Raw genomic sequence first — 18090 nt, 5'->3', positions numbered from 1 at the left:
AGGAGTTCCAGGGATGAGTACAGCTCTGATCATCGTGGACGTGCAGAACGACTTCTGCGAGGGCGGATCGCTCGCCGTCGCCGGGGGAACCGCCGTGGCGGAGGGGATCACGGCGCTCCTGCACGCGAACGAGTCCGGCTACCAGGCAGTGGTGGGCACCCGGGACTGGCACATCGACCCGGGCACCCACTTCAGCGAGTCCCCCGACTACGTGGACACCTGGCCCCGGCACTGCGAGGTCGGCACCCCGGGGGCGGACTCGCACCCGGCGCTGGACACCGCGCCGGTGCAGGCCTGGTTCCACAAGGGCCAGTACGCGGCGGCCTACTCCGGGTTCGAGGGGGTCTCGGACGCCGTGGACGGGGGCGGGCTGACCGACTGGCTCCGGGAGCACGGTGTCACGGCGGTGGACGTGGTCGGGATCGCCACCGACCACTGCGTGCGGGCGACGGCACTCGACGCCGTCGCGGCCGGCTTCACCACCCGGGTCCTGCTCGGGCTGACCGCCGGGGTGGCGCCGGAGACCACCCGGTCGGCGCTGGAGCAGCTGACCTCGGCCGGGGCGGAGCTGGTGGGGTCCCCCGCGTCCCCTAAATTGGACGCATGAGCGAAGGTCTTGTGGGTCTGCCCGGCAGCGATCACCCGGGTTCCGGCCCGGTGGTGGAACCGTTGCTCGACGGGCTCCTCGGGGACGTGGTGTCCGGCAACGCCGAACAGGCACTGGCGGCGCACCGCGACCACCGGCGGGCCTGGTACGGCGACCTGATCGGGGCGCTGCGGGTGCCCGTCGAGGCAGCCGAGCCGGTGATCTACGCCCTGCACACGTCCGACGCCGGGCTGCCGATCGTGCTGGCCTCCGGGCCGGCCCCCGACGGCGACGACATGGCGCTGCTGGAGAACCTGCGGCGGGCCCGGTTCCAGTTCCTGGACAACCACCGGGTCGAGCTGATCGCCGTGGAGCTGCCCTTCGCCGGGCCCGGGGCCGGGTCGGCGGCCGAGCGGGCGCGGATCATGCTGGACTCGCTCGACTTCACCGTGCCGGCCTGGTTCAGCATCCCGGCCGAACCGGGCTGGGAGGCGGCGTTCGACGTGCTGCGCGAGGACGGCGCCGAGAGCGTGGCGCTCCAGCTCCAGGGCTCCGCGCCGGAATCCGCCGCCGCCCTGCGCGCACTGATCGACCGGGACCTGCCCTACGCGATCACCGCGGGCGTCTCCGGGCTGGTCACCGACGCCGACGGTTACGGCCTGCTGAACGCCCTCTGCGCCACCCGCGCCGCCCTGAACGGCGCCGAGGTGCCGGAGATGGCCGCGATCCTGGCCGGGAAGGAGCTGGAGCCGCTGGCCTCGGCCGCCCGCCGGATGAGCGAGGCCGACGCCGCCACCGCCCGGGCGTTCCTGCCGACCGTGGTCGTGCCGTCGGTCCGGGCCCTGGTGGAAGCGCTGGAGGCCGAAGGGCTGATCGAGCCCGACGCCGCCTGACCGATACCGTTTTGGGATCCTCCATCCGGGCTCTCCACGCTGCGTTCATGATCACGTAACGCTACGTTTCCCCCATGAAGGTGCATAACCGCCCGGGTGAGGGCCCCACCGTTCTGGCACTGCACGGCCTGAGCAGTACGGCGGCGGTCTGGGGCGACCTGGAGAGACGCCTCGCCGGGCGGCACCTCGTGGCACCTCATCTGCCGGGCCGGGGCCCCTCACGGGCCGTTCCGGCCCTCGACGGCCTCGACGGGCTGGCCGACGTGGTGCTCGAGACGGCGGACCGCTCGCTCTGGGCGGCCGCGGGCGAAACCGTCGTCGTGGGGCACTCGATGGGTGCCTTCCTCGCTCCGATCGCGGTACGGCGCATGGTGGACGCGGGTTTTCGGGTTCGCGGGGTGGTACTGCTCGACGGCGGCCCCCGGCCGGCGCCGTCGGCGCTCACGCATCCGCTGGTGGTGCGCACCCTGTTCACCGGGATCGCGCTGACCCAGTTCTGGAAGCTGTCGTTCCGGGCGGGTGACGACGCCGTCGACTGTCTGAGCCGGCCGGACCGGCTGCGGCTGCTGAACGATCTCGACATGCCCGTGCACCTCATCGCGGCGGCCTCCGGGGCCCGCCCGTCCAGCCCGGAGTTCCTTTCCGACCAAGCCATTTCGGCAGGACTGGCGGAGCTTGCGCGGATGACCACCGAGCGCGTCGACACCACCCACGAGGGGCTGCTCAAACATCCGGCCGTCGCCGCGGCGGTGCGCCGGATGAGCTGACGCGGGGGCGACACCTGGAGTCCCGCCCGGCGCAAGTGGATGTGACGAAGTCGGAACCTGCGGAGGTCCTTCGACCGAGCAGTAGATGACGTGTTAGAACTGGGTTAATGCCCGGCGACGGAGCCGTGTCGTCATGTCATCGAGAAAGTGATCGAGCTCATGCCTGAGCCGGAGGTCGAGGCCCTCGTGGCCGAGTTGTCGGTGAAGTACCCACTCTTCGCCACGACAACGATCCAGCGCTGGGTCCGGCGTGAGTGCGCGCGCTACGCCGAGGCCCGCATCACCACGTTCGTCCCCATTCTCGTCCGTCGCGGCGTGGAGCGCACGCTGCGCGAGCTGGACACCATCCAGGTCGTCGACCTCACCGCCCCGCACCTGTCGCCCGTGCGCTGAGCTGCTGAGTTACTGCCCCGCCGCCACGTCGAGGTGGATGCGCCGCCCGCCGTGATCCAGGATCGCGAGGATCTCGGCCGGCCCGTCCGGGGCGCCGAACGAGTGCGGCACCATCGTCGAGAACGAGGCCGCCTCCCCCGTCTCGACCACGATCCTGCGCTCCCCCAGCAGCAGCTCGACAGTGCCGGACAGCACGGTGAACCAGTCGCTGCCCGGATGCACCTTCAGCGCGTCGTCGCCCCGGGGCGCCGGCTGGGTGAGGCGCACGCGCACCACCGTCATCCCGTTCGGGCCGTCCTGCCGGTTCAGCGTCCAGAACGTCCGGCCCCGCTCCTCGTCGTGGTGCGGGCGGATCACCACGTCCTCGTCCCCCGCCGACTCCACCAGCTCGTCCAGCGTGGCCCCCAGGGCCCGGGAGATGGCCGTCAGCTGGTCCAGGCCGATGCGGCGGTGCCCGGTCTCGATCCGGCTCAGGGTCGAGGGGCTGAGGTAGCAGCGCGAGGCCAGGTCGTCGAGCGACCAGCCCTGGGCAAGGCGCAACCCGCGGATCCGGGCCCGGACGAGCCGATCGACGTCATCCTCTTGCTTCATACGCAAGATGGTATGCCGCAGACGCAAGAGGCTCGTAGGGTCGGGGTATGGCAGAACATCAGCACGGTCACGGTCATGGTCACGCCCAGGGCCGTCAGCCCTTCACCGACGACCACATGGTCGAGATGCTCGATCTGGACGGGGAGGTCCTGCGCGACCACCTCGACTCCGTGACCGGGTGGATCGCCGGGCACCTGGGTGAGCACCCCGTCCGTACGATCATCGACCTGGGGGCCGGAACCGGCACCGGAACGTTCGCCCTGTTACGCCGTTTCGGTGACGCCCGGGTGACCGCGGTGGACGCGTCGGCCGGCCTGCTGGGGCGCCTCACCGCCCGCGCGGAGCACCTGGGCCTGGGCGATCGGGTGGCCACCCGGGAGGTGGACCTGGACGCGTCGGCCCTCGGGACACCACCGGCCGATCTGGCCTGGGCGTCCGCGTCGATGCACCACCTGGCCGACCCGGCCCGGGTCCTCGCCGACCTCCGCACCAGCCTGGTCCCGGGCGGCCTGTTCGCGATGATCGAGTTCGAGACCTTCCCGCGCTTCCTGCCCGACGACATCGGGCTGGGCGCACCGGGTCTGGAAGACCGCCTGAACGCGATCGCCGACCGGCAGCGCCAGGCCCACCATCCCACCGTGAACTCCGACTGGACCTCCGCCCTCACCGCCGGCGGGTTCACCGTGCGGGAGGAGCGCACGTTCGGGATCTCGCAGGTCGCGCCGCTTTCCGGAGCGGCCCAGCGGTACGCCCGGGTGACCCTGTCCCGTCTGCGGCAGGGCATCGGCGACCAGCTGCCCGCCGACGACCGGGCCACGCTGGACGCCCTGCTCAGCGACGACGGGCCGCACCGCCTGGAGATCCGCACCGACCTGGGCGTGCGCAGCGAGCGCCGGGCCTGGGTGGCGTCCCCCACCGCCTGACCGTAGGTACCGACGGTACCCAGGCTGTCCCGGCGTCCCGAGGTCATGATGGAGCCATGCGTTTCGGCGAACTGCTGCATCTGTGGCGTGACCGGCTCTCCCCGGCCGACGCGGGGTTCCGGGCGACCACGGCGCGCCGGGCACCCGGTCTGCGCCGCGAGGAACTGGCCCAGCTCGCGGGGCTCTCGGTGGACTACGTGCTGCGGCTGGAACAGGGACGCGCGACGAATCCGTCCGCCCAGGTCGTGGGGGCCCTGGCCCGGGCGCTGCAGGTGTCGCGCGAGGAACGGGACCAGCTCTACGTGGCGGCCGGGCTGCTGCCGCCGCAGGACGGCACGATCAGCGCGCACGTGCCGGCCGGCATCCAGCGGCTGGTCGGGCGCCTGGGCGACGTGCCGATCGGCGTGTACACCGCGGACTGGACCCTGGCCTGGTGGAACGACCTGTGGACCGCGACGATGGGCGACCCGGCCGAGCTGGACGCGGAACAGCGCAACCTGGCCCGGAGGCTCTTCACCACCGGCCTGCCGCGGGTGCTGCACTCGACGCGGGGCGACACGCTGGGCCTCGCCATCGTCGCCGACCTCCAGGTCGCGTCGGCCCGGTACCCGGCCGACGGCGGCCTGGCCCGGCTGGTGCGCGAGCTGCACGAGGCCTCGCCGGAGTTCGCCCGGCTGTGGGCGGAGTCCGTGCCGGCCGAGCACACCACCGACCGGAAGATCATCGATCATCCCGAGGTCGGCCCGATCCAGCTGGACTGCGACATCCTCCTGGTGCCCGGGGCGAACCTGCGGATCGTCACCTACACCACTGCCGCGAACACGCCGGACGCCACCAAACTGGACCTGCTGCGGGTCACCGGCGGGCGCAGCGGGGTGCGGGCGGGGTGAACCGGGACCGGTCACCGTCAAGTCGGCCGCTTGCCGCGCCGATCACCGGGCAGCACTCGTGAGCCTTCACGGTGCTGCGGGTTTCGCGATCTCTGACGGAGGCTTCGGATGGCTATCTCCAGTTCTTCCACTGCTCTGGTGCCGGTGACGGGTGTGGTGGGCGTGTACCTGAACAAGCGCACCGGCGAACCGGTACAGGTACCGATCGTGGCGTTCTCGCCGGAAACCGGTCAGACCTTCTACGTCGACCGCAACGGCAAGGTGGCCGACTACCGGCTCAGCCGGGAGGACGACGTGTGGAGCGTGGGGGTGTTCGCCGCCGGTGACGCGGAGGGCATTCACGACGCCGTGGTCTCCGAGCTGAACTCCACCGGGCTCTCGCACCACCCGCTGCCGCACGTGCCCGCGGCGGCATCGGCGGCGGCCCTGTCGTAGGAGCGACCCTGTCGCAGGAACGGAAAATGGGTTGCCCGCGGGGGTCCGGGGAGCCGAAAGTGTGCGGCGATGAACACTGCTGCGGTTCTTGCCGCTTTCGACGAACAACAGCGCCGCACCGGTGAGGGTGAAGGCGCCGACAACCCCGAGCCCGGCCGGGAACCCCGGGTGCTGGTCACCGTGAAGCCCGAGTGGGCGGCCGTCACCTGGTCGCGGCTGACCGAGGCGGACGCCGACGAGGTGATCGCCGCCCAGATCGAGAGGATGTCGGGTCTGGGGCTCGACTGGGAGTGGAAGTACTACTCCTACGACACCCCGGCCGACCTGCCGGACCGGCTGCGGGCCGCGGGTCTCCAGGACGCGGACCCCGAGACCCTGATGGTCGCCGACCTGCACGAGCTCGAGCTGGTCGGACCGCCCGAGGGCTTCCGGATCGAGCCGGTCACCGATGCCGCCGGGATCGCCCGGATGGTGACGGTGCACAACGAGGTCTTCGGTGGCGACCACCAGGCCTGGGGCGACGCCCTGCTGCGCCAGATCGAGGCGACCGCCGGCGACGAGGTGCCGAGCGTGGTCGGCCTGGTCGTGATGGACGGTGACCGCGCGGTCTCCACCGGACGCGTGAACTTCCACCACGGAACGGATTTCGCCAGCATCTGGGGCGGCAGCACCCTGCCCGGACGGCGCGGCCGCGGCCTGTTCCGCGCGCTGGTGAGCCACCGCGCGCGGCTGGCCCTCGACCTCGGTTACCGGTACCTGCGGGTCGACGCCGCCGCCATGAGCCGGCCCATTCTGCAGCGCATGGGCTTTCACGAGGTGGCCACCACGGTGCCGTTCATCCACCACGCGTCCTCGTGACCGCAGCTTCTCCGAATCGCCCCCTGGGTGTGGTTCCGGACGTATCTCCCCGTCAAGAGACTCCGGACCGCCCGTCACCGCAGAGACGACAGAAGTGGGCCGCCCGCGTGACACACCCGATCCGCGGGCGGCACACTCCACCTTCGTGACCAGCTTCGACCCGCTCGGCCTCGCCGGCGACGCCCCACTCTTCGCCGCCTGGCTGCGCCTGTCCGCCGGCGTGCGGTCGGGGCGCACCCAGTTCTTCAGCATTCCCGGGCACAAGCAGAGCAGCCGGCTGACCGGCCCCCTGGTGGACGGCGATCTGCCGCTCTACGCCGGGCTCGACACGGTGCAGCTGAGCGGGGGCCTGCTGGCCGCGGCCGAGCAGCGGGCGGCGGCGTTGTGGGGTGTGGACTGGTGCCGGTTCTCGGTCGGCGGCTCGACCCACGCGAACCAGGCCGTGGCCCTGGCCGTCGGCGCCCCGGGCGACACCGTGATCGTCTCCCGCACGCTGCACCGCTCGATGCTGACCGGGCTGATCCTGGCCGGGCTGCGGCCGGTCTGGGTGTACCCCGAGCTCGACGAGCGGCACGGCCTGCCGCTCGGGGTTCCGGTGGAGGCCGTCGCGAAGGCCCTGGCCGCCCATCCGGAGGCGAAAGCCGTTCTGGTGGGCGACCCCTCGTACGTCGGCACGACGGGTGACATCGCCGGCCTGGCCTCCACCGCCCACGCCGCCGGGGTACCGCTGATCGTCGACGGGGCCTGGGCCGCGCACTTCGGCTTCCATCCCGGGTACCCGCCGCACGCGCTCGCGCTCGGCGCCGACGCCCTGGTGCTCAGCGCGCACAAGACCCTGCCGGCGATGAACCAGGCGGCGTTGCTGCTCGCGCGCACTTCCAGCGCCCGGGGCCTGCTCGATCCCTCGCGACTGGAAAGGGGTTTCGATGCCGGGCACACGACCAGCCCGTCCGGGGCGATCCTGGCGAGCATCGATGCCTCCCGGGCCCTGCTCCAGCACCACGGCGACCGGCTCCTGGGCGATCTGCTCGACCTGCGACTGAACGCCGTCGAAAGGCTCCGCGAGGTGCCCGGTCTCGAGGTGGTGACCGGCGACCGCACCGATCCGGCGAAGCTGGTGATCCGGCTGCCCGGCACCGGGGCCTGCGGCCTGAAGGTCGACGCCCGGCTGCGGGCCGCGGGTTTCACCATCGAGATGGCCGACCGGGACACGCTGGTGCCGATGCTGACGATGGCCGACGAGGCCCCCGCGGTCGATGCACTGGTCAGCGAGATCATCACAGCAGTGGACGAGGAGCGCGGCAGCGCCCGCGAGGTCGCGTTCGCGCCCTCCTGGCGCACGGTGCCCGTGACGGACGCCGTGCCGCGCGAGGCGTTCTTCGCCCGGCACGAGACCGTCGACGCGCAGGACGCGGTCGGCCGGGTGAGTGCGGAGCTGATCGCTCCCTACCCACCCGGCGTACCGGTGCTCGCCCCGGGCGAGGTGATCACCCAGGAGATCGTGGACGGGCTACGCCGGGTCGCGCACGACGGCGGCCGGATCGCCTACGCCGAGGACCCGACGCTGACCACGTTCCAGGTGGTCAGCCCGCCTTCTACTTCTGGCCGATGAACCAGCGCCGCAGCGTGGCGATACGCTCCTGCAGCTGCTCGGCGCTGGCCTTGGCCACCTCGGGACCGCCACAGGCGTCGCGCACGTTCGAGTGCACCACGCCGTGCGGCTGACTGGTACGCCGTGACCAGGCGCCGACGAGGCTGTGCAGCTCCTTGCGCAGTGCCGTGATCTGCCGGTGGCCGGTGACCTCCTGCGGCTGTTCGGGAGCATCCGCCGGCTTGTTCTTGTTCCGCGCCAGCTGGTCGGCCTGTCGCTGCCGCAGCAGCGTGGTGACCTGGTCGGGCTCCAGCAGACCGGGGATGCCGAGGAAGTCCTCCTCGTCCTGGCTGCCGACCTCGGCGTGGGTGCCGAACTCCTGCTTGTCGTAGAGCACCCGGTCGAAGGTGGCCTGCGACTCCAGGGCCTCGAACGGCGTCTTCTCCAGGTCGCCGGACGCCTTCTCCTCCCGGTTGGCCTCGAGCAGCAGGCTCTCTTCCGGGTTCTCGTCCTCGTCGCCGTCCTTCTTCGGCTTGTCGAGGGCGTGGTCGCGCTCCACCTCCATCTGGGCGGCCAGGTCGAGCAGCACCGGCACGCTGGGGAGGAACACCGAGGCCGTCTCACCCCGCTTGCGCACCCGTACGAAGCGGCCGATGGCCTGGGCGAAGAAGAGCGGGGTGCTGGTGGAGGTGGCGTAGACACCGACCGCGAGCCGCGGCACGTCGACGCCCTCGGAGACCATGCGGACCGCGACCATCCAGCGCGCGCTACCGGCCGAGAACTCCTCGATCTTCTCCGAGGCACCCTCCTCGTCGGAGAGGATGATCGTCGCCGACTCGCCGGTGATCTCCTTCAGCGTGCCGGCGTAGGCCCGGGCGGTCTCCTGGTCGGTGGCGATGATCATCGCGCCGGCGTCGGGCACCCCGCGCCGCACCTCGGTCAGGCGCTTGTCGGCCGCCTGGAGCACCGAGGGGATCCAGGAACCCTGCGGGTTGAGCGCGGTGCGCCAGGCCTGACCGATCAGGTCCTTGGTCAGGGGCTCGCCCAGCCGGGCGGCCACCTCGTCACCGGCGCTGGTGCGCCAGCGCATGGCCCCGGAGTAGGCCAGGAACATGACCGGGCGCACGACGCCGTCGCGCAGGGCCTCGGCGTAGCCGTAGGCATGGTCGGCGCGCGAGCGGCGGATGCCCTCCCGGTCCTCCTCGTACTCGACGAAGGGGATCGGGCTGGTGTCGGACCGGAACGGGGTACCGGTCAGGGCCAGCCGGCGAGTGGCTGGGTCGAACGCCTCGCTGACACCGTCACCCCAGGACAGCGCGTCGCCGGCGTGGTGGATCTCGTCGAGGATGACCAGGGTCTTGCCGGCCTCGGTGCGCGCCCGGTGCAGCAGCGGCTTCATCGAGACCTGGGCGTAGGTGACCGCGACCCCGTCGAACGAGGCGCCGTGGGCTCCCTGGGCATTGCTGTAGTTCGGGTCGAGGTGGATACCCACCCGCTGCGCCGCGTCGGCCCACTGCCGCTTCAGGTGCTCGGTGGGGCAGACCACGGTGACCCGCTGCACGACGCGCCGCTGCAGCAGCTCGGTGGCGATGCGCAGGGCGAACGTGGTCTTACCGGCGCCCGGGGTGGCCACCGCGAGGAAGTCGCGCGGGTTGGTGGTCAGGTACTTCTCCAGCGCCGCCTGCTGCCAGGCCCGCAGCTTGGAAGAGGTGCCCCAGGGCGCCCGGGCCGGGAAGGCCGGCGGCAGCTGGGAGGCGGCCGACGAACTGGCATGCGCCGGGTTCACGTGAGCCGGCGGGGGTGGAGGTGGAGGACCCGGCCGATCGGATACCGGGTCAAACAGCGAGGGAGCGTTGGAACCGCCGGGGGTCACGCCGCCATCCTTTCGTCGTTCACGCGGATCTGCCGGTGTCCCAGGAGATTTCCCGCATCAGGAGTGCCGCCGTCGGCCCCGTGATCCCTGGTGATTGGTCGCGTCATCGACCAGTGAGGCTACCTGCTGATGGGCGCCCGGGCGCGACGCGGACACGGCGACGACCGCCGCCGGACGAGTGCGATGGATCACGAATCAGCGCGTGACCAGGGCCGATGACGTGATCGCGATCGGGAAGGGAACCGTGAGAACCAGTTCCTCGTCACCGGCGGCCCGGCCGGTCTCGACGTAGGCCCCGTCACGCGGTTCCGTCACGCGGTTCCAGAGTGAACACGGAGGGTTCGTCCGGATCGACGATCCAGTACGACCCGACGCCCTGGTCCTGGTGACTGCTGTGCTTGTGCAGCCGGTCCTTCCTGCGGGCCCCACCGTCCACTCAGTGCTACACAGCATCACCGGCATGACCGCCATGGTTCCCCCTTTGATGTCGGCTGTCGATCAGCATGCCCTGGATCAAGCTGGTCTCGCCCGGAAACCGGCCAGTGCCACCAGCACCCCGAACCCGCCCGCGGACAGCCACATGATCGTGAACAGCCGGGCGTCGCCCCCGACCGGATCGTGCCAGGCGGCGAACGCGGCGCCGGTGATCCCGATGCCCAGCGCCGCCCCGAGTGCGTCGGACAGCTGCAGGGCCGAGGAGTTGCGGCCCTCCTGCCCGGGCTCGCTGTAGCTCAGGGTCAGGACTCCGGTGCTGGCGATCGACAGGCCCATGCCGGTGGCGCAGAAGGCCCACAGCGGCAGCACCAGCCAGCCCGAGACCGGGGGCTGGATCAGCAGGGTGAGACTGACCAGCGAGGCCGCGATGATCACGGCTCCGATCACGAAGAGCAGGTGCCGGGGAAGTCGCATCCAGGGCCGGGCCTGCACGTAGGAGCCGGCGGTCCAGCCCACGATGCCGCCGGTGAGCACCAGCCCGGCCTGGCCGGCCGCGAAGCCGTGCTGGTTGATGAGCATGAGCGGGATGAACGACTCGGCGCCGAAGAACATCCCGGCGAACAGGCCCCGCAGGGCGATGACGGTGGGCAGGCCGCGCCGCAGCAGCAGCGTGCCGCGGGGAACCAGGGGGCGGAACCCCGCCACCACGAGGAGCAGGGCGAGCACCACGACCACACCGCCCACGACGCCGTTCCCCAGACGCGCCAGCCCCCACTGCAACCCGAGCACCCCGGCCGTGACGGCCACGCCGCAGATCGCCCGGCGGCGCACCTGCGAGGGAGTCAGGGCGGACGGGTCACCGGGCTCGTGGGACGGGCCGGACCGCAGCTTCGGCAGCAGGGCCAGGGCCGGGGGCACGGCCAGCGGTACGACGAGCAGGAAGACCAGCCGCCAGGTGACCTCCTCGGCCAGCCAGCCGGCCAGGGCGGGACCGACGATGCCGGGCACCACCCAGGCACCGGCGGTCAGCGAGAAGACACGGGGACGCAGCCGGGTCGGGAAGACGTCGGCGATCACCACGTACATGGCGACGACGAGCAGGCCCGCGCCACCCCCGGCCAGGGCCCGCCCGGCCAGGAGAACCGCGAAGGTGGGCGCGAAACCACAGATCAGCTGGCCGCCGCCGAACAGCACCAGCCCGGCGGTCACCGGCCGGCGGGTGCCGGAGGTGTCGCACCAGCTGCCGCTCAGCACCACCCCGACGAGCTGGGCGGCGATGAAGACGGAGAAGCCGAAACCGATCTCCCGCACCGCGTTCAGCTCGCGGGTCAGCACGGGCATCGCCGTCGACACGGCGACCGCCTCGAAGGCGATCAGCGTGATCAGGGTGACGATGCCCGCGAGGGTGGTCAGGTACGACGAAAGCGGGGCCGACGCCATTGCCCGCTCGGGTGTTTCCGGTAGTTCGGGGTGTTGCGTGGCCCCTGGTTCAGAAGGGGGCGGCTGTTTCAGGGGTTACTTACCGCCCTCGTCGTCGCCGCCGCCGGAGTTGAGGCCCTCGTAGATGTCTTTGCACATGGGGCAGACCGGGAACTTCTTCGGGTCGCGACCCGGGACCCAGACCTTGCCGCAGAGCGCGACGACCGGCTCCCCGGAGAGGGCCGACTCCAGCACCTTCTCCTTGCGCACGTAGTGCGCGAACCGCTCGTGGTCGCCGGGCTCGACCTCCTGCTCGACGTGCTCACGCTCGAGCAGGCCGGTGGTCGAGCGGTCCGGCGAGGACATCGGGTCCAGCTGGGGTTCGGGGTAAGGCGTGCTCATGGCCACTGAGTCTACGACTAGTTCGCCTAGTTCATCGTCGGGTCGTCCGGGTACGTGGACACCAGGGCGAGCTCTCCCCGCTGGCGGCGCAGCACCTCGCCCCACAACCGGTCGGGCCGGTCGGTGAACGCGTCGCGGGGCTCGGAGTCGACGACGAACCAGGCGCCGTCGGCGATCTCGGCCTCCAGCTGGCCGGCCGACCAGCCGGCGTACCCGGCGAAGATCCGCAGCCCGGCCAGACCGGGCACGATCACCTCCGGCGGGGCGTCCAGGTCGACCAGCCCGATCGAGCCGATCAGCAGGCGCACGCCGACGGGCTCCGTGCCCTGACCCGGCATCGCGACCAGGCCGAGGGCCGAGTCGAGCTGCACCGGCCCGCCCTGGAAGAGCCGCCCCGGCGCGGTCGTGTAAGGCTGCCAGGTCGGGAGGACGGACGAGACATCCACCTCCATGGGCCGGTTCACCACGAGTCCGAGCGCCCCGTCGTCGCCGTGGTCGAGCATGAGGATCACCGTGCGGCGGAAATTCTCGTCCTCCAGGGTCGGGCTCGCGACGAGGAGGCTGCCGCTCAGCCGACGGGTCTGGATGGGCATATGCACATCATCAGGGTCGGGGACGTGTGGAGACAGCCCAAGTCACAGGGAGAGTCAGCCACGGCGCCACAGAATCGCTGTGACGATGACCACACCCACGAGATCGGCCACCACATCGGCCGGATCGCCCGACCGGTTCGGCAGGACGAAGTGCTGGAGCAGCTCACTCGCCACCGCGTGTCCGGCCAGCGCGAGAGCCACCGGCCTCAGGCGCAGATTCGCCCGGGCGGCCGCCCACAGCAGCCCGCCGAAGATCGTGGCGTGCACGACCTTGTCGACGGGCAGGCCCCCGGTGCCCGGGGCCCGCGGGGCGTAGAGCACGATCAGATGAAGGACGAGAGTCAGGACGAGGACGGTCCGTCGCCAGGGCGACGCAGCACCGAACCCGGACCCGACCGGGTCCGGTGCCGACGTCGTCCGTAAAGAATCGGTGCTCACGCCTGGACGGCCACCGCCGCCTCGTGGACGGCGGCCGCGACCACGGCGCTGACGTCCGGGTGGAACACGCTGGGAACGATGTACGCCGCGTTGCGCTCGGAGTCGGTGACCACCCCGGCCAGGGCCCGGGCCGCGGCCAGGAGCAGGTCGGTGGTGATGACTTTGGACTGGGCGTCGAGCAGGCCGCGGAAGACGCCGGGGAACGCCAGGACGTTGTTGATCTGGTTGGCGAAGTCGCTGCGGCCGGTGGCGACCACGGTGGCGTGCTGCGACGCCTCCAGCGGGTCGACCTCGGGCACCGGGTTCGCCATCGCGAACACCACCGCGTCGGTGGCCATCGTGGCGATGTCGTCACCGGTGAGGATGCCCGGCGCGGAGACCCCGACGAAGACGTCGGAACCGGCGAGCGCCTCTTTCAGTGAACCGGTGATGCCGCGCGGGTTGGTGTTCTTCGCGGTCCAGTGCAGGCTCTCCGGCAGACCGGTGCGGGCCGGGTGCACGACACCCTCGATGTCGCAGACCACCACGTCCTGCGCGCCCGCGGCGAGCAGGAGCTTGAGGATCGCGGTGCCGGCCGCCCCCGCGCCCGACATCACGATGCGGACCTGGGAGATCTCCTTGTGCACCACCTTGAGCGCATTGGTCAGCGCGGCCAGGGTGACGATCGCGGTGCCGTGCTGGTCGTCGTGGAAGACCGGGATGTCCAGGGCCTCGCGCAGGCGCTCCTCGACCTGGAAGCAGCGCGGGGCGCTGATGTCTTCCAGGTTGATGCCGGCGAACACCGGGGCGATCCGGATGACGGTCTCGACGATCTCGTCGACATCCTGCGTGTCGAGGCAGATCGGGAACGCGTCGATGTCGGCGAAACGCTTGAACAGCGCCGCCTTTCCCTCCATCACGGGCATCGCGGCGAGCGGGCCGAGATTGCCCAGGCCGAGTACCGCGGACCCGTCGGTGACCACCGCGACGGTGTTGCGCTTGATGGTCAGACGGCGTGCGTCCTCGGGGTTCTCGGCGATCGCCTGGCAGACCCGGGCCACCCCGGGGGTGTAGATCAGGGAGAGGTCGTCACGGTTGCGGATCGGCACCTTGGACTCGATGCGCAACTTGCCGCCCAGGTGCATCAGGAAGGTCCGGTCGGAGACCTTGCCGATGGTGACACCGGACAGCGAGCGCAGTGAGGCGATCACCTCGGGCACGTGGTCGCCGCCGCGCGTGGCGCAGGTGACGTCGACCTGAAGCCGGTCCACACCGGACGCCGTCACGTCGAGCGCCGTGACGATCGCGCCGGCGTGCTCGATCGCGTGGGTGAGTTCACTGACCGCGGTGGACCGGGCCGGCAGTTCCAGCCGGACCGTGATGGAGGAGGAAACACTGGGTGCGCTCGGCATGCGCCCATTGTGGTCCAACCGTGGTGTGCCGGTGACCATCGCGGGAGAAGTCGGGGCCGGTTTCGGTGCCGTCGGCCCCTTCGACCATGAACTCAATTCAGCACGTCCGCGAGGGCACCAGGTTCACCGTCGATGAAGCCCTGGTACTCGTCACACCCCATGCGCTGCAGAACGCCCAGCGTGTCGGCATCTTCCACGCCCTCGGCGACCACGAGCAGCCCCAGGCCGTGGCCGAGACCGAGCACCGAGGCCACCACCGCGCCGGCGCGCAACTGCGCGGGCAGGTCGGCAACGAACGAACGGTCGACCTTGAGCACGTCGACGGGCAGGCAACTCACGTAGTGCAAGGACGACCAACCGGTGCCGAAGTCGTCGAGGGCGATCACCACACCCAGCGCCTTGAGCTCTTCCAGCACCTGGCGGGCCGCGACCGGGTCTTCGGAGAAGGCGGTCTCGGTGATCTCCAGGACGAGCCGGCTGGGTTCCACCCCGCTCTCGGACAGGGCGCGGGTGACGGTGCGGGTGAGCCGGCCGCTGATCAGCTGCCGGGCCGAGACGTTGACGGCGAGCGTGAGCTCCGGGTGCCGGTGGCTCAGGTCGGAGAGGTCGGCGAGCGACTGTCTCAGCACCCAGTCGCCGAGCTCGACGATGCGGCCGGTGCGCTCGGCGATCGGCAGGAAGACGTCGGGTGCGAGCACGCCGAGTTCCGGGTGGCGCCAGCGCAGCAGCGCCTCGACGCCGGTGATCCGGCGCTCGCCGCAGGTACGGCGCGACTGGTAGACGAGTTCCAGCTCGCCGTCGCCGACGGCCCGGCGCAGGGCGGTGGCCAGCTCGAGACGCTCTTCCACGTTGTCGCGCAGGCTCGCGTCGAACAGTTCGTAGCGCCCTCGGCCCCGGCCCTTGGCGTGGTACATCGCGGTGTCGGCGTCGCGCAGCACGCTGGCGACCGGGTCGTCGTCCTCGGGCACGGCGTCGATGACCGTGACCCCTACGCTGACGCCGGGCGCGACCTCGGCGTCGCCGATGACGATCGGGTCGTCGAGCACCTCGATGATGCGCCCGGCCATGGCGACCGCGTCGTTGACCGCGTCCACGGCCATGACCACCACGAACTCGTCACCGCCGAAGCGCGCGACGACGTCGGCGCTGCGGCAGCGGCGCCGCAGCCGCTGGGCGACCGTGACCAGTACCTGGTCGCCGACGGCGTGACCGAGCCCGTCGTTGATGTCCTTGAAACCGTCCAGGTCGCAGAAGAGAACGGCAAGACGACGCTTGCCTCCGGGCCCGGCCGGCCCCTCCCCCGTACGCAGCCGCGCCATCGACGCGGCCAGCCCCTCCATCAGGACGGTGCGGTTGGGCAGGCCGGTCAGGGAGTCGTGGGTGGCACGGTGGTTGAGGTCGTGGTCGCCCGACGGCGGGGCGTCCGGGTCGACGACCCGGTTGACGGCGACCAGCCCGCGGGAGGCGCCGGCCTGGTCGTAGAGGGCGGCGACGGTCGACTCGATCTCGACCACCGCGCCGGAACGGCTGATCTGCCGGACGAACCCGTGCCAGCGCCCCTGCACATGCACGTGGCGCCGGGCGACCGCCGCGTCACCCTGCGCGTAGATGGTCTCGATCAGTTCGGCGAGCCGCTGCCCGATCGCGTCGCCCGCGAGGATGCCGTAGGTGCGCTCGGCGGCCTCGTTCCAGTGGGTGACCAGCTCGAACCGGTCGATGCCGATCACTGCGTCGTGCAGGATCGGGAGCAGTGAGCCGGTCACGTCGGTCGCGGCGGCCCGGGCGGGCGCCGGACCGCGTGCGGGCATGCCGAATCCCGGGGGCGCCAGCCGCAGCCCCCGGTCCTGGTTCAGATCCGATTGCGTCACGATGCAGCACACAGTATCTCCCGTGTCGCATTCTGTAACGGCGATTGGTCTGATTCGGCCCGTTTCCGAGCTGGGAAGTTGCTGGGAAACGTTCAGGAACCGCGGACCGTGGACTCCCGCACGATCAGTTCGGGCAGGTAGACCACCTGACGGTGCTGGTGTTCGACGCCACTCTCGTGCGCCGTGGTCTCCTCGGTCAGCAGTTCCGCCGCGGTCCGGCCGATCTGGTGCCGGGGCTGGCGCACGGACGTCAGGGGCACCGCCGCCGCGGCGGCGAACTCGATGTCGTCGTACCCGACGATGGCGAGATCGTCCGGCACCCGGATGCGCAGGCGGGTCATCTCCTGCAGCAGCCCGAGGGCCAGGAGGTCGTTGGCACAGAACGCGGCGGTGGGGCGCCGCGAGGCCGGCATGCCCGCCAGACGCTGACCGGCCGCCCGCCCCTCGGCCACGGTGAGGGCCGCCGTCGGCAGCTCGGTCAGCACCCCGGCGCCTTCGACCGCACCGCGAAAACCGCTGAGCCGGTCCTGCACCTGGCCGATGGAGTCCGGCCCGCCGACGAAGGCGAAGCGCTCGTGACCACTCTCGACCAGGTACTCACCCGCCAGCCGGCCGCCGTAGACGTCGTCCACCGACACCGAGCACCAGTCGTCACCACCGGTGCGGTCGACGAGCACCACCGGCACGCCGATCCCCGGCAGCGCCGCCCGGCCGACCCCGCCCGGATCCACCGGCGTGACCAGCACCCCCCGCACCCGCTGCTCGAAAAGCAGTTCCAGGTACTCGTGTTCCCGCTGGCGGCTGTTGTCGCTGTTACAGAGGAACACGGCCAGCCCGGCATCCCGGGCGGCCTCCTCGACGCCGCGGGCGACGTCGGTGAAGAACGGGTTGGCGGCGTCGAGCACCAGATAGCCGATGGTGCGGCTGGCCCCGGCCCGCAGGTGCCGCGCGGACTCGTTGCGCACGAAGCCGAGTTTCTCGATCGCGGACTCCACCCGGGAGCGGGTCGCCGCACCCACCCGGTCGGGCCGGTTCAGCACGTTGGAGACCGTGCCCACCGAGACCCCGGCCGCGGCCGCGACGTCCTTCACGCTGACCGAGCTGGACAACCTGTCCGTCCCCTCTCCGGGATCCCACCACGAAATGCTGATTGAAACGCCTCAGCACCCCGAGCGCCAGAACCGCTCGCCGCACGGGCACCTCGACACGACGTGCGCCGGACATTCTCCCCCACGGCGTCGCTGAACTGCGCCGACGGGTCCGCCCGGCTCGCCGGCGGCTGTGACCCTTGACACTCACGAGCGGTCAGACATAGCGTCACCGGACCTGAATCGTTTCAAGCACCTGGTCTTCCGAGGAACCGAGCCCATGAACAGGTACTGCTTCCTGCTGCAGGTCCGGCCCGAGCGGCTCGCCGAGTACAAGGAGCGTCACGCCGCCGTCTGGCCGGAGATGCTCCAGGCCCTGGCCGACTCCGGCTGGACCAACTACTCGCTCTTCGCCCGCGAGGACGGCCTGCTGGTCGGCTACGTCGAGGCGCACGACCTGACCGCGGCTCAGGAGGCCATGGCCCGCACCGACGTGAACTCCCGCTGGCAGGACGAGATGGGCGAGTTCTTCATCGGGCTCGACGGCCGGTCCCCGGACCAGGGCTTCCTGCTGCTGGAAGAGGTTTTTCATCTGGAGGACCAGCTGGGGAAGACGGTCTGACCGGCACGGCGAAGGGCCGGGACCCCCGGGGGTC

Annotated in this window: 19 protein-coding genes; 10 read left to right on the top strand and 9 right to left on the bottom strand. The window is 71.3% G+C overall.

Going from position 1 to position 18090, the window contains the following annotated elements; translation table 11 throughout:
- Window positions 1-13: 13 nt before the first annotated feature.
- From LR393_RS17505 to LR393_RS17490, 4 genes are all read left to right on the top strand, one after another.
- Window positions 14-607 carry a nicotinamidase gene (locus LR393_RS17505; RefSeq protein ID WP_231485014.1) on the top strand — a complete coding sequence of 198 codons (594 nt, stop codon included), beginning with the start codon at window positions 14-16 and terminating at the stop codon, window positions 605-607.
- A complete protein-coding gene (locus LR393_RS17500) occupies window positions 604-1479 on the top strand; it encodes a hypothetical protein (protein ID WP_231485013.1) in 876 nt (291 codons plus the stop codon). The genes LR393_RS17505 and LR393_RS17500 overlap by 4 nt, the downstream gene beginning before the upstream one ends.
- Window positions 1480-1553: 74 nt before the next feature.
- The gene (locus LR393_RS17495) at window positions 1554-2246 is read left to right on the top strand and encodes an alpha/beta fold hydrolase (protein ID WP_231485012.1); all 693 of its coding nucleotides are present in this window, start codon (window positions 1554-1556) and stop codon (window positions 2244-2246) included.
- 159 nt (window positions 2247-2405) lie between these two features.
- Entirely contained in the window at window positions 2406-2639 is a 234-nt protein-coding gene (locus LR393_RS17490) for a three-helix bundle dimerization domain-containing protein (protein WP_231485011.1), read from the top strand.
- Between the two features lie 9 nt (window positions 2640-2648).
- Here the strand turns inward: LR393_RS17490 and LR393_RS17485 are convergent, their stop codons facing one another.
- Entirely contained in the window at window positions 2649-3230 is a 582-nt protein-coding gene (locus LR393_RS17485; protein ID WP_231485010.1) for a helix-turn-helix domain-containing protein, read from the bottom strand.
- Between the two features lie 47 nt (window positions 3231-3277).
- Here LR393_RS17485 and LR393_RS17480 point away from each other — a divergent pair, with 47 nt between their 5' ends.
- The 5 genes from LR393_RS17480 to LR393_RS35450 all read left to right on the top strand — a co-directional run bounded on the left by LR393_RS17480 (window position 3278) and on the right by LR393_RS35450 (window position 7948).
- Window positions 3278-4153: a class I SAM-dependent methyltransferase gene (locus tag LR393_RS17480; RefSeq protein ID WP_231485009.1), complete on the top strand. Its 876-nt coding sequence runs from the start codon at window positions 3278-3280 to the stop codon at window positions 4151-4153.
- A 56-nt stretch (window positions 4154-4209) separates the two neighbouring features.
- The gene (locus tag LR393_RS17475; RefSeq protein WP_231485008.1) at window positions 4210-5043 is read left to right on the top strand and encodes a helix-turn-helix transcriptional regulator; all 834 of its coding nucleotides are present in this window, start codon (window positions 4210-4212) and stop codon (window positions 5041-5043) included.
- 108 nt (window positions 5044-5151) lie between these two features.
- Window positions 5152-5478 carry a hypothetical protein gene (locus tag LR393_RS17470; protein ID WP_231485007.1) on the top strand — a complete coding sequence of 109 codons (327 nt, stop codon included), beginning with the start codon at window positions 5152-5154 and terminating at the stop codon, window positions 5476-5478.
- Window positions 5479-5547: 69 nt separating this feature from the next.
- Window positions 5548-6336: a GNAT family N-acetyltransferase gene (locus tag LR393_RS17465; protein WP_231485006.1), complete on the top strand. Its 789-nt coding sequence runs from the start codon at window positions 5548-5550 to the stop codon at window positions 6334-6336.
- Between the two features lie 145 nt (window positions 6337-6481).
- Complete coding sequence (locus tag LR393_RS35450; protein ID WP_331282958.1) at window positions 6482-7948, top strand: aminotransferase class I/II-fold pyridoxal phosphate-dependent enzyme; 1467 nt, start codon at window positions 6482-6484, stop codon at window positions 7946-7948.
- Here LR393_RS35450 and LR393_RS17450 read toward each other — a convergent pair.
- The 8 genes from LR393_RS17450 to LR393_RS17415 all read right to left on the bottom strand — a co-directional run bounded on the left by LR393_RS17450 (window position 7932) and on the right by LR393_RS17415 (window position 17455).
- Window positions 7932-9713: a DEAD/DEAH box helicase gene (locus tag LR393_RS17450; protein WP_231485005.1), complete on the bottom strand. Its 1782-nt coding sequence runs from the start codon at window positions 9711-9713 to the stop codon at window positions 7932-7934. The two genes, LR393_RS35450 and LR393_RS17450, sit on opposite strands and share 17 nt — an antisense overlap.
- A 600-nt stretch (window positions 9714-10313) precedes the next feature.
- On the bottom strand, window positions 10314-11675 hold the full coding sequence (locus tag LR393_RS17445) for an MFS transporter (RefSeq protein ID WP_231485004.1): 1362 nt from the start codon (window positions 11673-11675) through the stop codon (window positions 10314-10316).
- A gap of 75 nt (window positions 11676-11750) precedes the next feature.
- Window positions 11751-12056 carry a DUF3039 domain-containing protein gene (locus LR393_RS17440; RefSeq protein WP_231485003.1) on the bottom strand — a complete coding sequence of 102 codons (306 nt, stop codon included), beginning with the start codon at window positions 12054-12056 and terminating at the stop codon, window positions 11751-11753.
- A gap of 26 nt (window positions 12057-12082) precedes the next feature.
- A complete protein-coding gene (locus LR393_RS17435) occupies window positions 12083-12649 on the bottom strand; it encodes a YqgE/AlgH family protein (protein ID WP_231485002.1) in 567 nt (188 codons plus the stop codon).
- Window positions 12650-12703: 54 nt separating this feature from the next.
- Window positions 12704-13087: a VanZ family protein gene (locus LR393_RS36495; RefSeq protein WP_231485001.1), complete on the bottom strand. Its 384-nt coding sequence runs from the start codon at window positions 13085-13087 to the stop codon at window positions 12704-12706.
- Complete coding sequence (locus LR393_RS17425) at window positions 13084-14478, bottom strand: NAD-dependent malic enzyme (protein ID WP_231485000.1); 1395 nt, start codon at window positions 14476-14478, stop codon at window positions 13084-13086. The genes LR393_RS36495 and LR393_RS17425 overlap by 4 nt, the downstream gene beginning before the upstream one ends.
- A gap of 92 nt (window positions 14479-14570) precedes the next feature.
- Window positions 14571-16346, bottom strand: a complete 1776-nt coding sequence (locus LR393_RS17420) for a putative bifunctional diguanylate cyclase/phosphodiesterase (protein ID WP_231484999.1) — start codon at window positions 16344-16346, stop codon at window positions 14571-14573.
- A 92-nt stretch (window positions 16347-16438) separates the two neighbouring features.
- Window positions 16439-17455, bottom strand: a complete 1017-nt coding sequence (locus LR393_RS17415) for a LacI family DNA-binding transcriptional regulator (RefSeq protein ID WP_231484998.1) — start codon at window positions 17453-17455, stop codon at window positions 16439-16441.
- 259 nt (window positions 17456-17714) lie between these two features.
- On the opposite strand from LR393_RS17415, the gene LR393_RS17410 reads away from it, so the two are divergent.
- Window positions 17715-18056 carry an L-rhamnose mutarotase gene (locus tag LR393_RS17410; RefSeq protein ID WP_231484997.1) on the top strand — a complete coding sequence of 114 codons (342 nt, stop codon included), beginning with the start codon at window positions 17715-17717 and terminating at the stop codon, window positions 18054-18056.
- Window positions 18057-18090: the final 34 nt, after the last annotated feature.

The sequence above is a fragment of the Kineosporia mesophila genome (assembly GCF_021129235.1).
Taxonomy (GTDB): Bacteria; Actinomycetota; Actinomycetes; order Actinomycetales; family Kineosporiaceae; genus Kineosporia; species Kineosporia mesophila.
The sequence above is the reverse complement of the archived record's forward strand: the minus strand, read 5'-3'. Positions and strand labels throughout refer to the sequence as shown.

Coding starts and splice junctions, on each gene's coding strand:
- LR393_RS17505 (WP_231485014.1), top strand. CDS start 14: ATGAGTACAGCTCTGATCATCGTGGACGTGCAGAACGACTTCTGCGAG.
- LR393_RS17500 (WP_231485013.1), top strand. CDS start 604: ATGAGCGAAGGTCTTGTGGGTCTGCCCGGCAGCGATCACCCGGGTTCC.
- LR393_RS17495 (WP_231485012.1), top strand. CDS start 1,554: ATGAAGGTGCATAACCGCCCGGGTGAGGGCCCCACCGTTCTGGCACTG.
- LR393_RS17490 (WP_231485011.1), top strand. CDS start 2,406: ATGCCTGAGCCGGAGGTCGAGGCCCTCGTGGCCGAGTTGTCGGTGAAG.
- LR393_RS17485 (WP_231485010.1), bottom strand. CDS start 3,230: ATGAAGCAAGAGGATGACGTCGATCGGCTCGTCCGGGCCCGGATCCGC.
- LR393_RS17480 (WP_231485009.1), top strand. CDS start 3,278: ATGGCAGAACATCAGCACGGTCACGGTCATGGTCACGCCCAGGGCCGT.
- LR393_RS17475 (WP_231485008.1), top strand. CDS start 4,210: ATGCGTTTCGGCGAACTGCTGCATCTGTGGCGTGACCGGCTCTCCCCG.
- LR393_RS17470 (WP_231485007.1), top strand. CDS start 5,152: ATGGCTATCTCCAGTTCTTCCACTGCTCTGGTGCCGGTGACGGGTGTG.
- LR393_RS17465 (WP_231485006.1), top strand. CDS start 5,548: ATGAACACTGCTGCGGTTCTTGCCGCTTTCGACGAACAACAGCGCCGC.
- LR393_RS17445 (WP_231485004.1), bottom strand. CDS start 11,675: ATGGCGTCGGCCCCGCTTTCGTCGTACCTGACCACCCTCGCGGGCATC.
- LR393_RS17440 (WP_231485003.1), bottom strand. CDS start 12,056: ATGAGCACGCCTTACCCCGAACCCCAGCTGGACCCGATGTCCTCGCCG.
- LR393_RS17435 (WP_231485002.1), bottom strand. CDS start 12,649: ATGCCCATCCAGACCCGTCGGCTGAGCGGCAGCCTCCTCGTCGCGAGC.
- LR393_RS17425 (WP_231485000.1), bottom strand. CDS start 14,478: ATGCCGAGCGCACCCAGTGTTTCCTCCTCCATCACGGTCCGGCTGGAA.
- LR393_RS17410 (WP_231484997.1), top strand. CDS start 17,715: ATGAACAGGTACTGCTTCCTGCTGCAGGTCCGGCCCGAGCGGCTCGCC.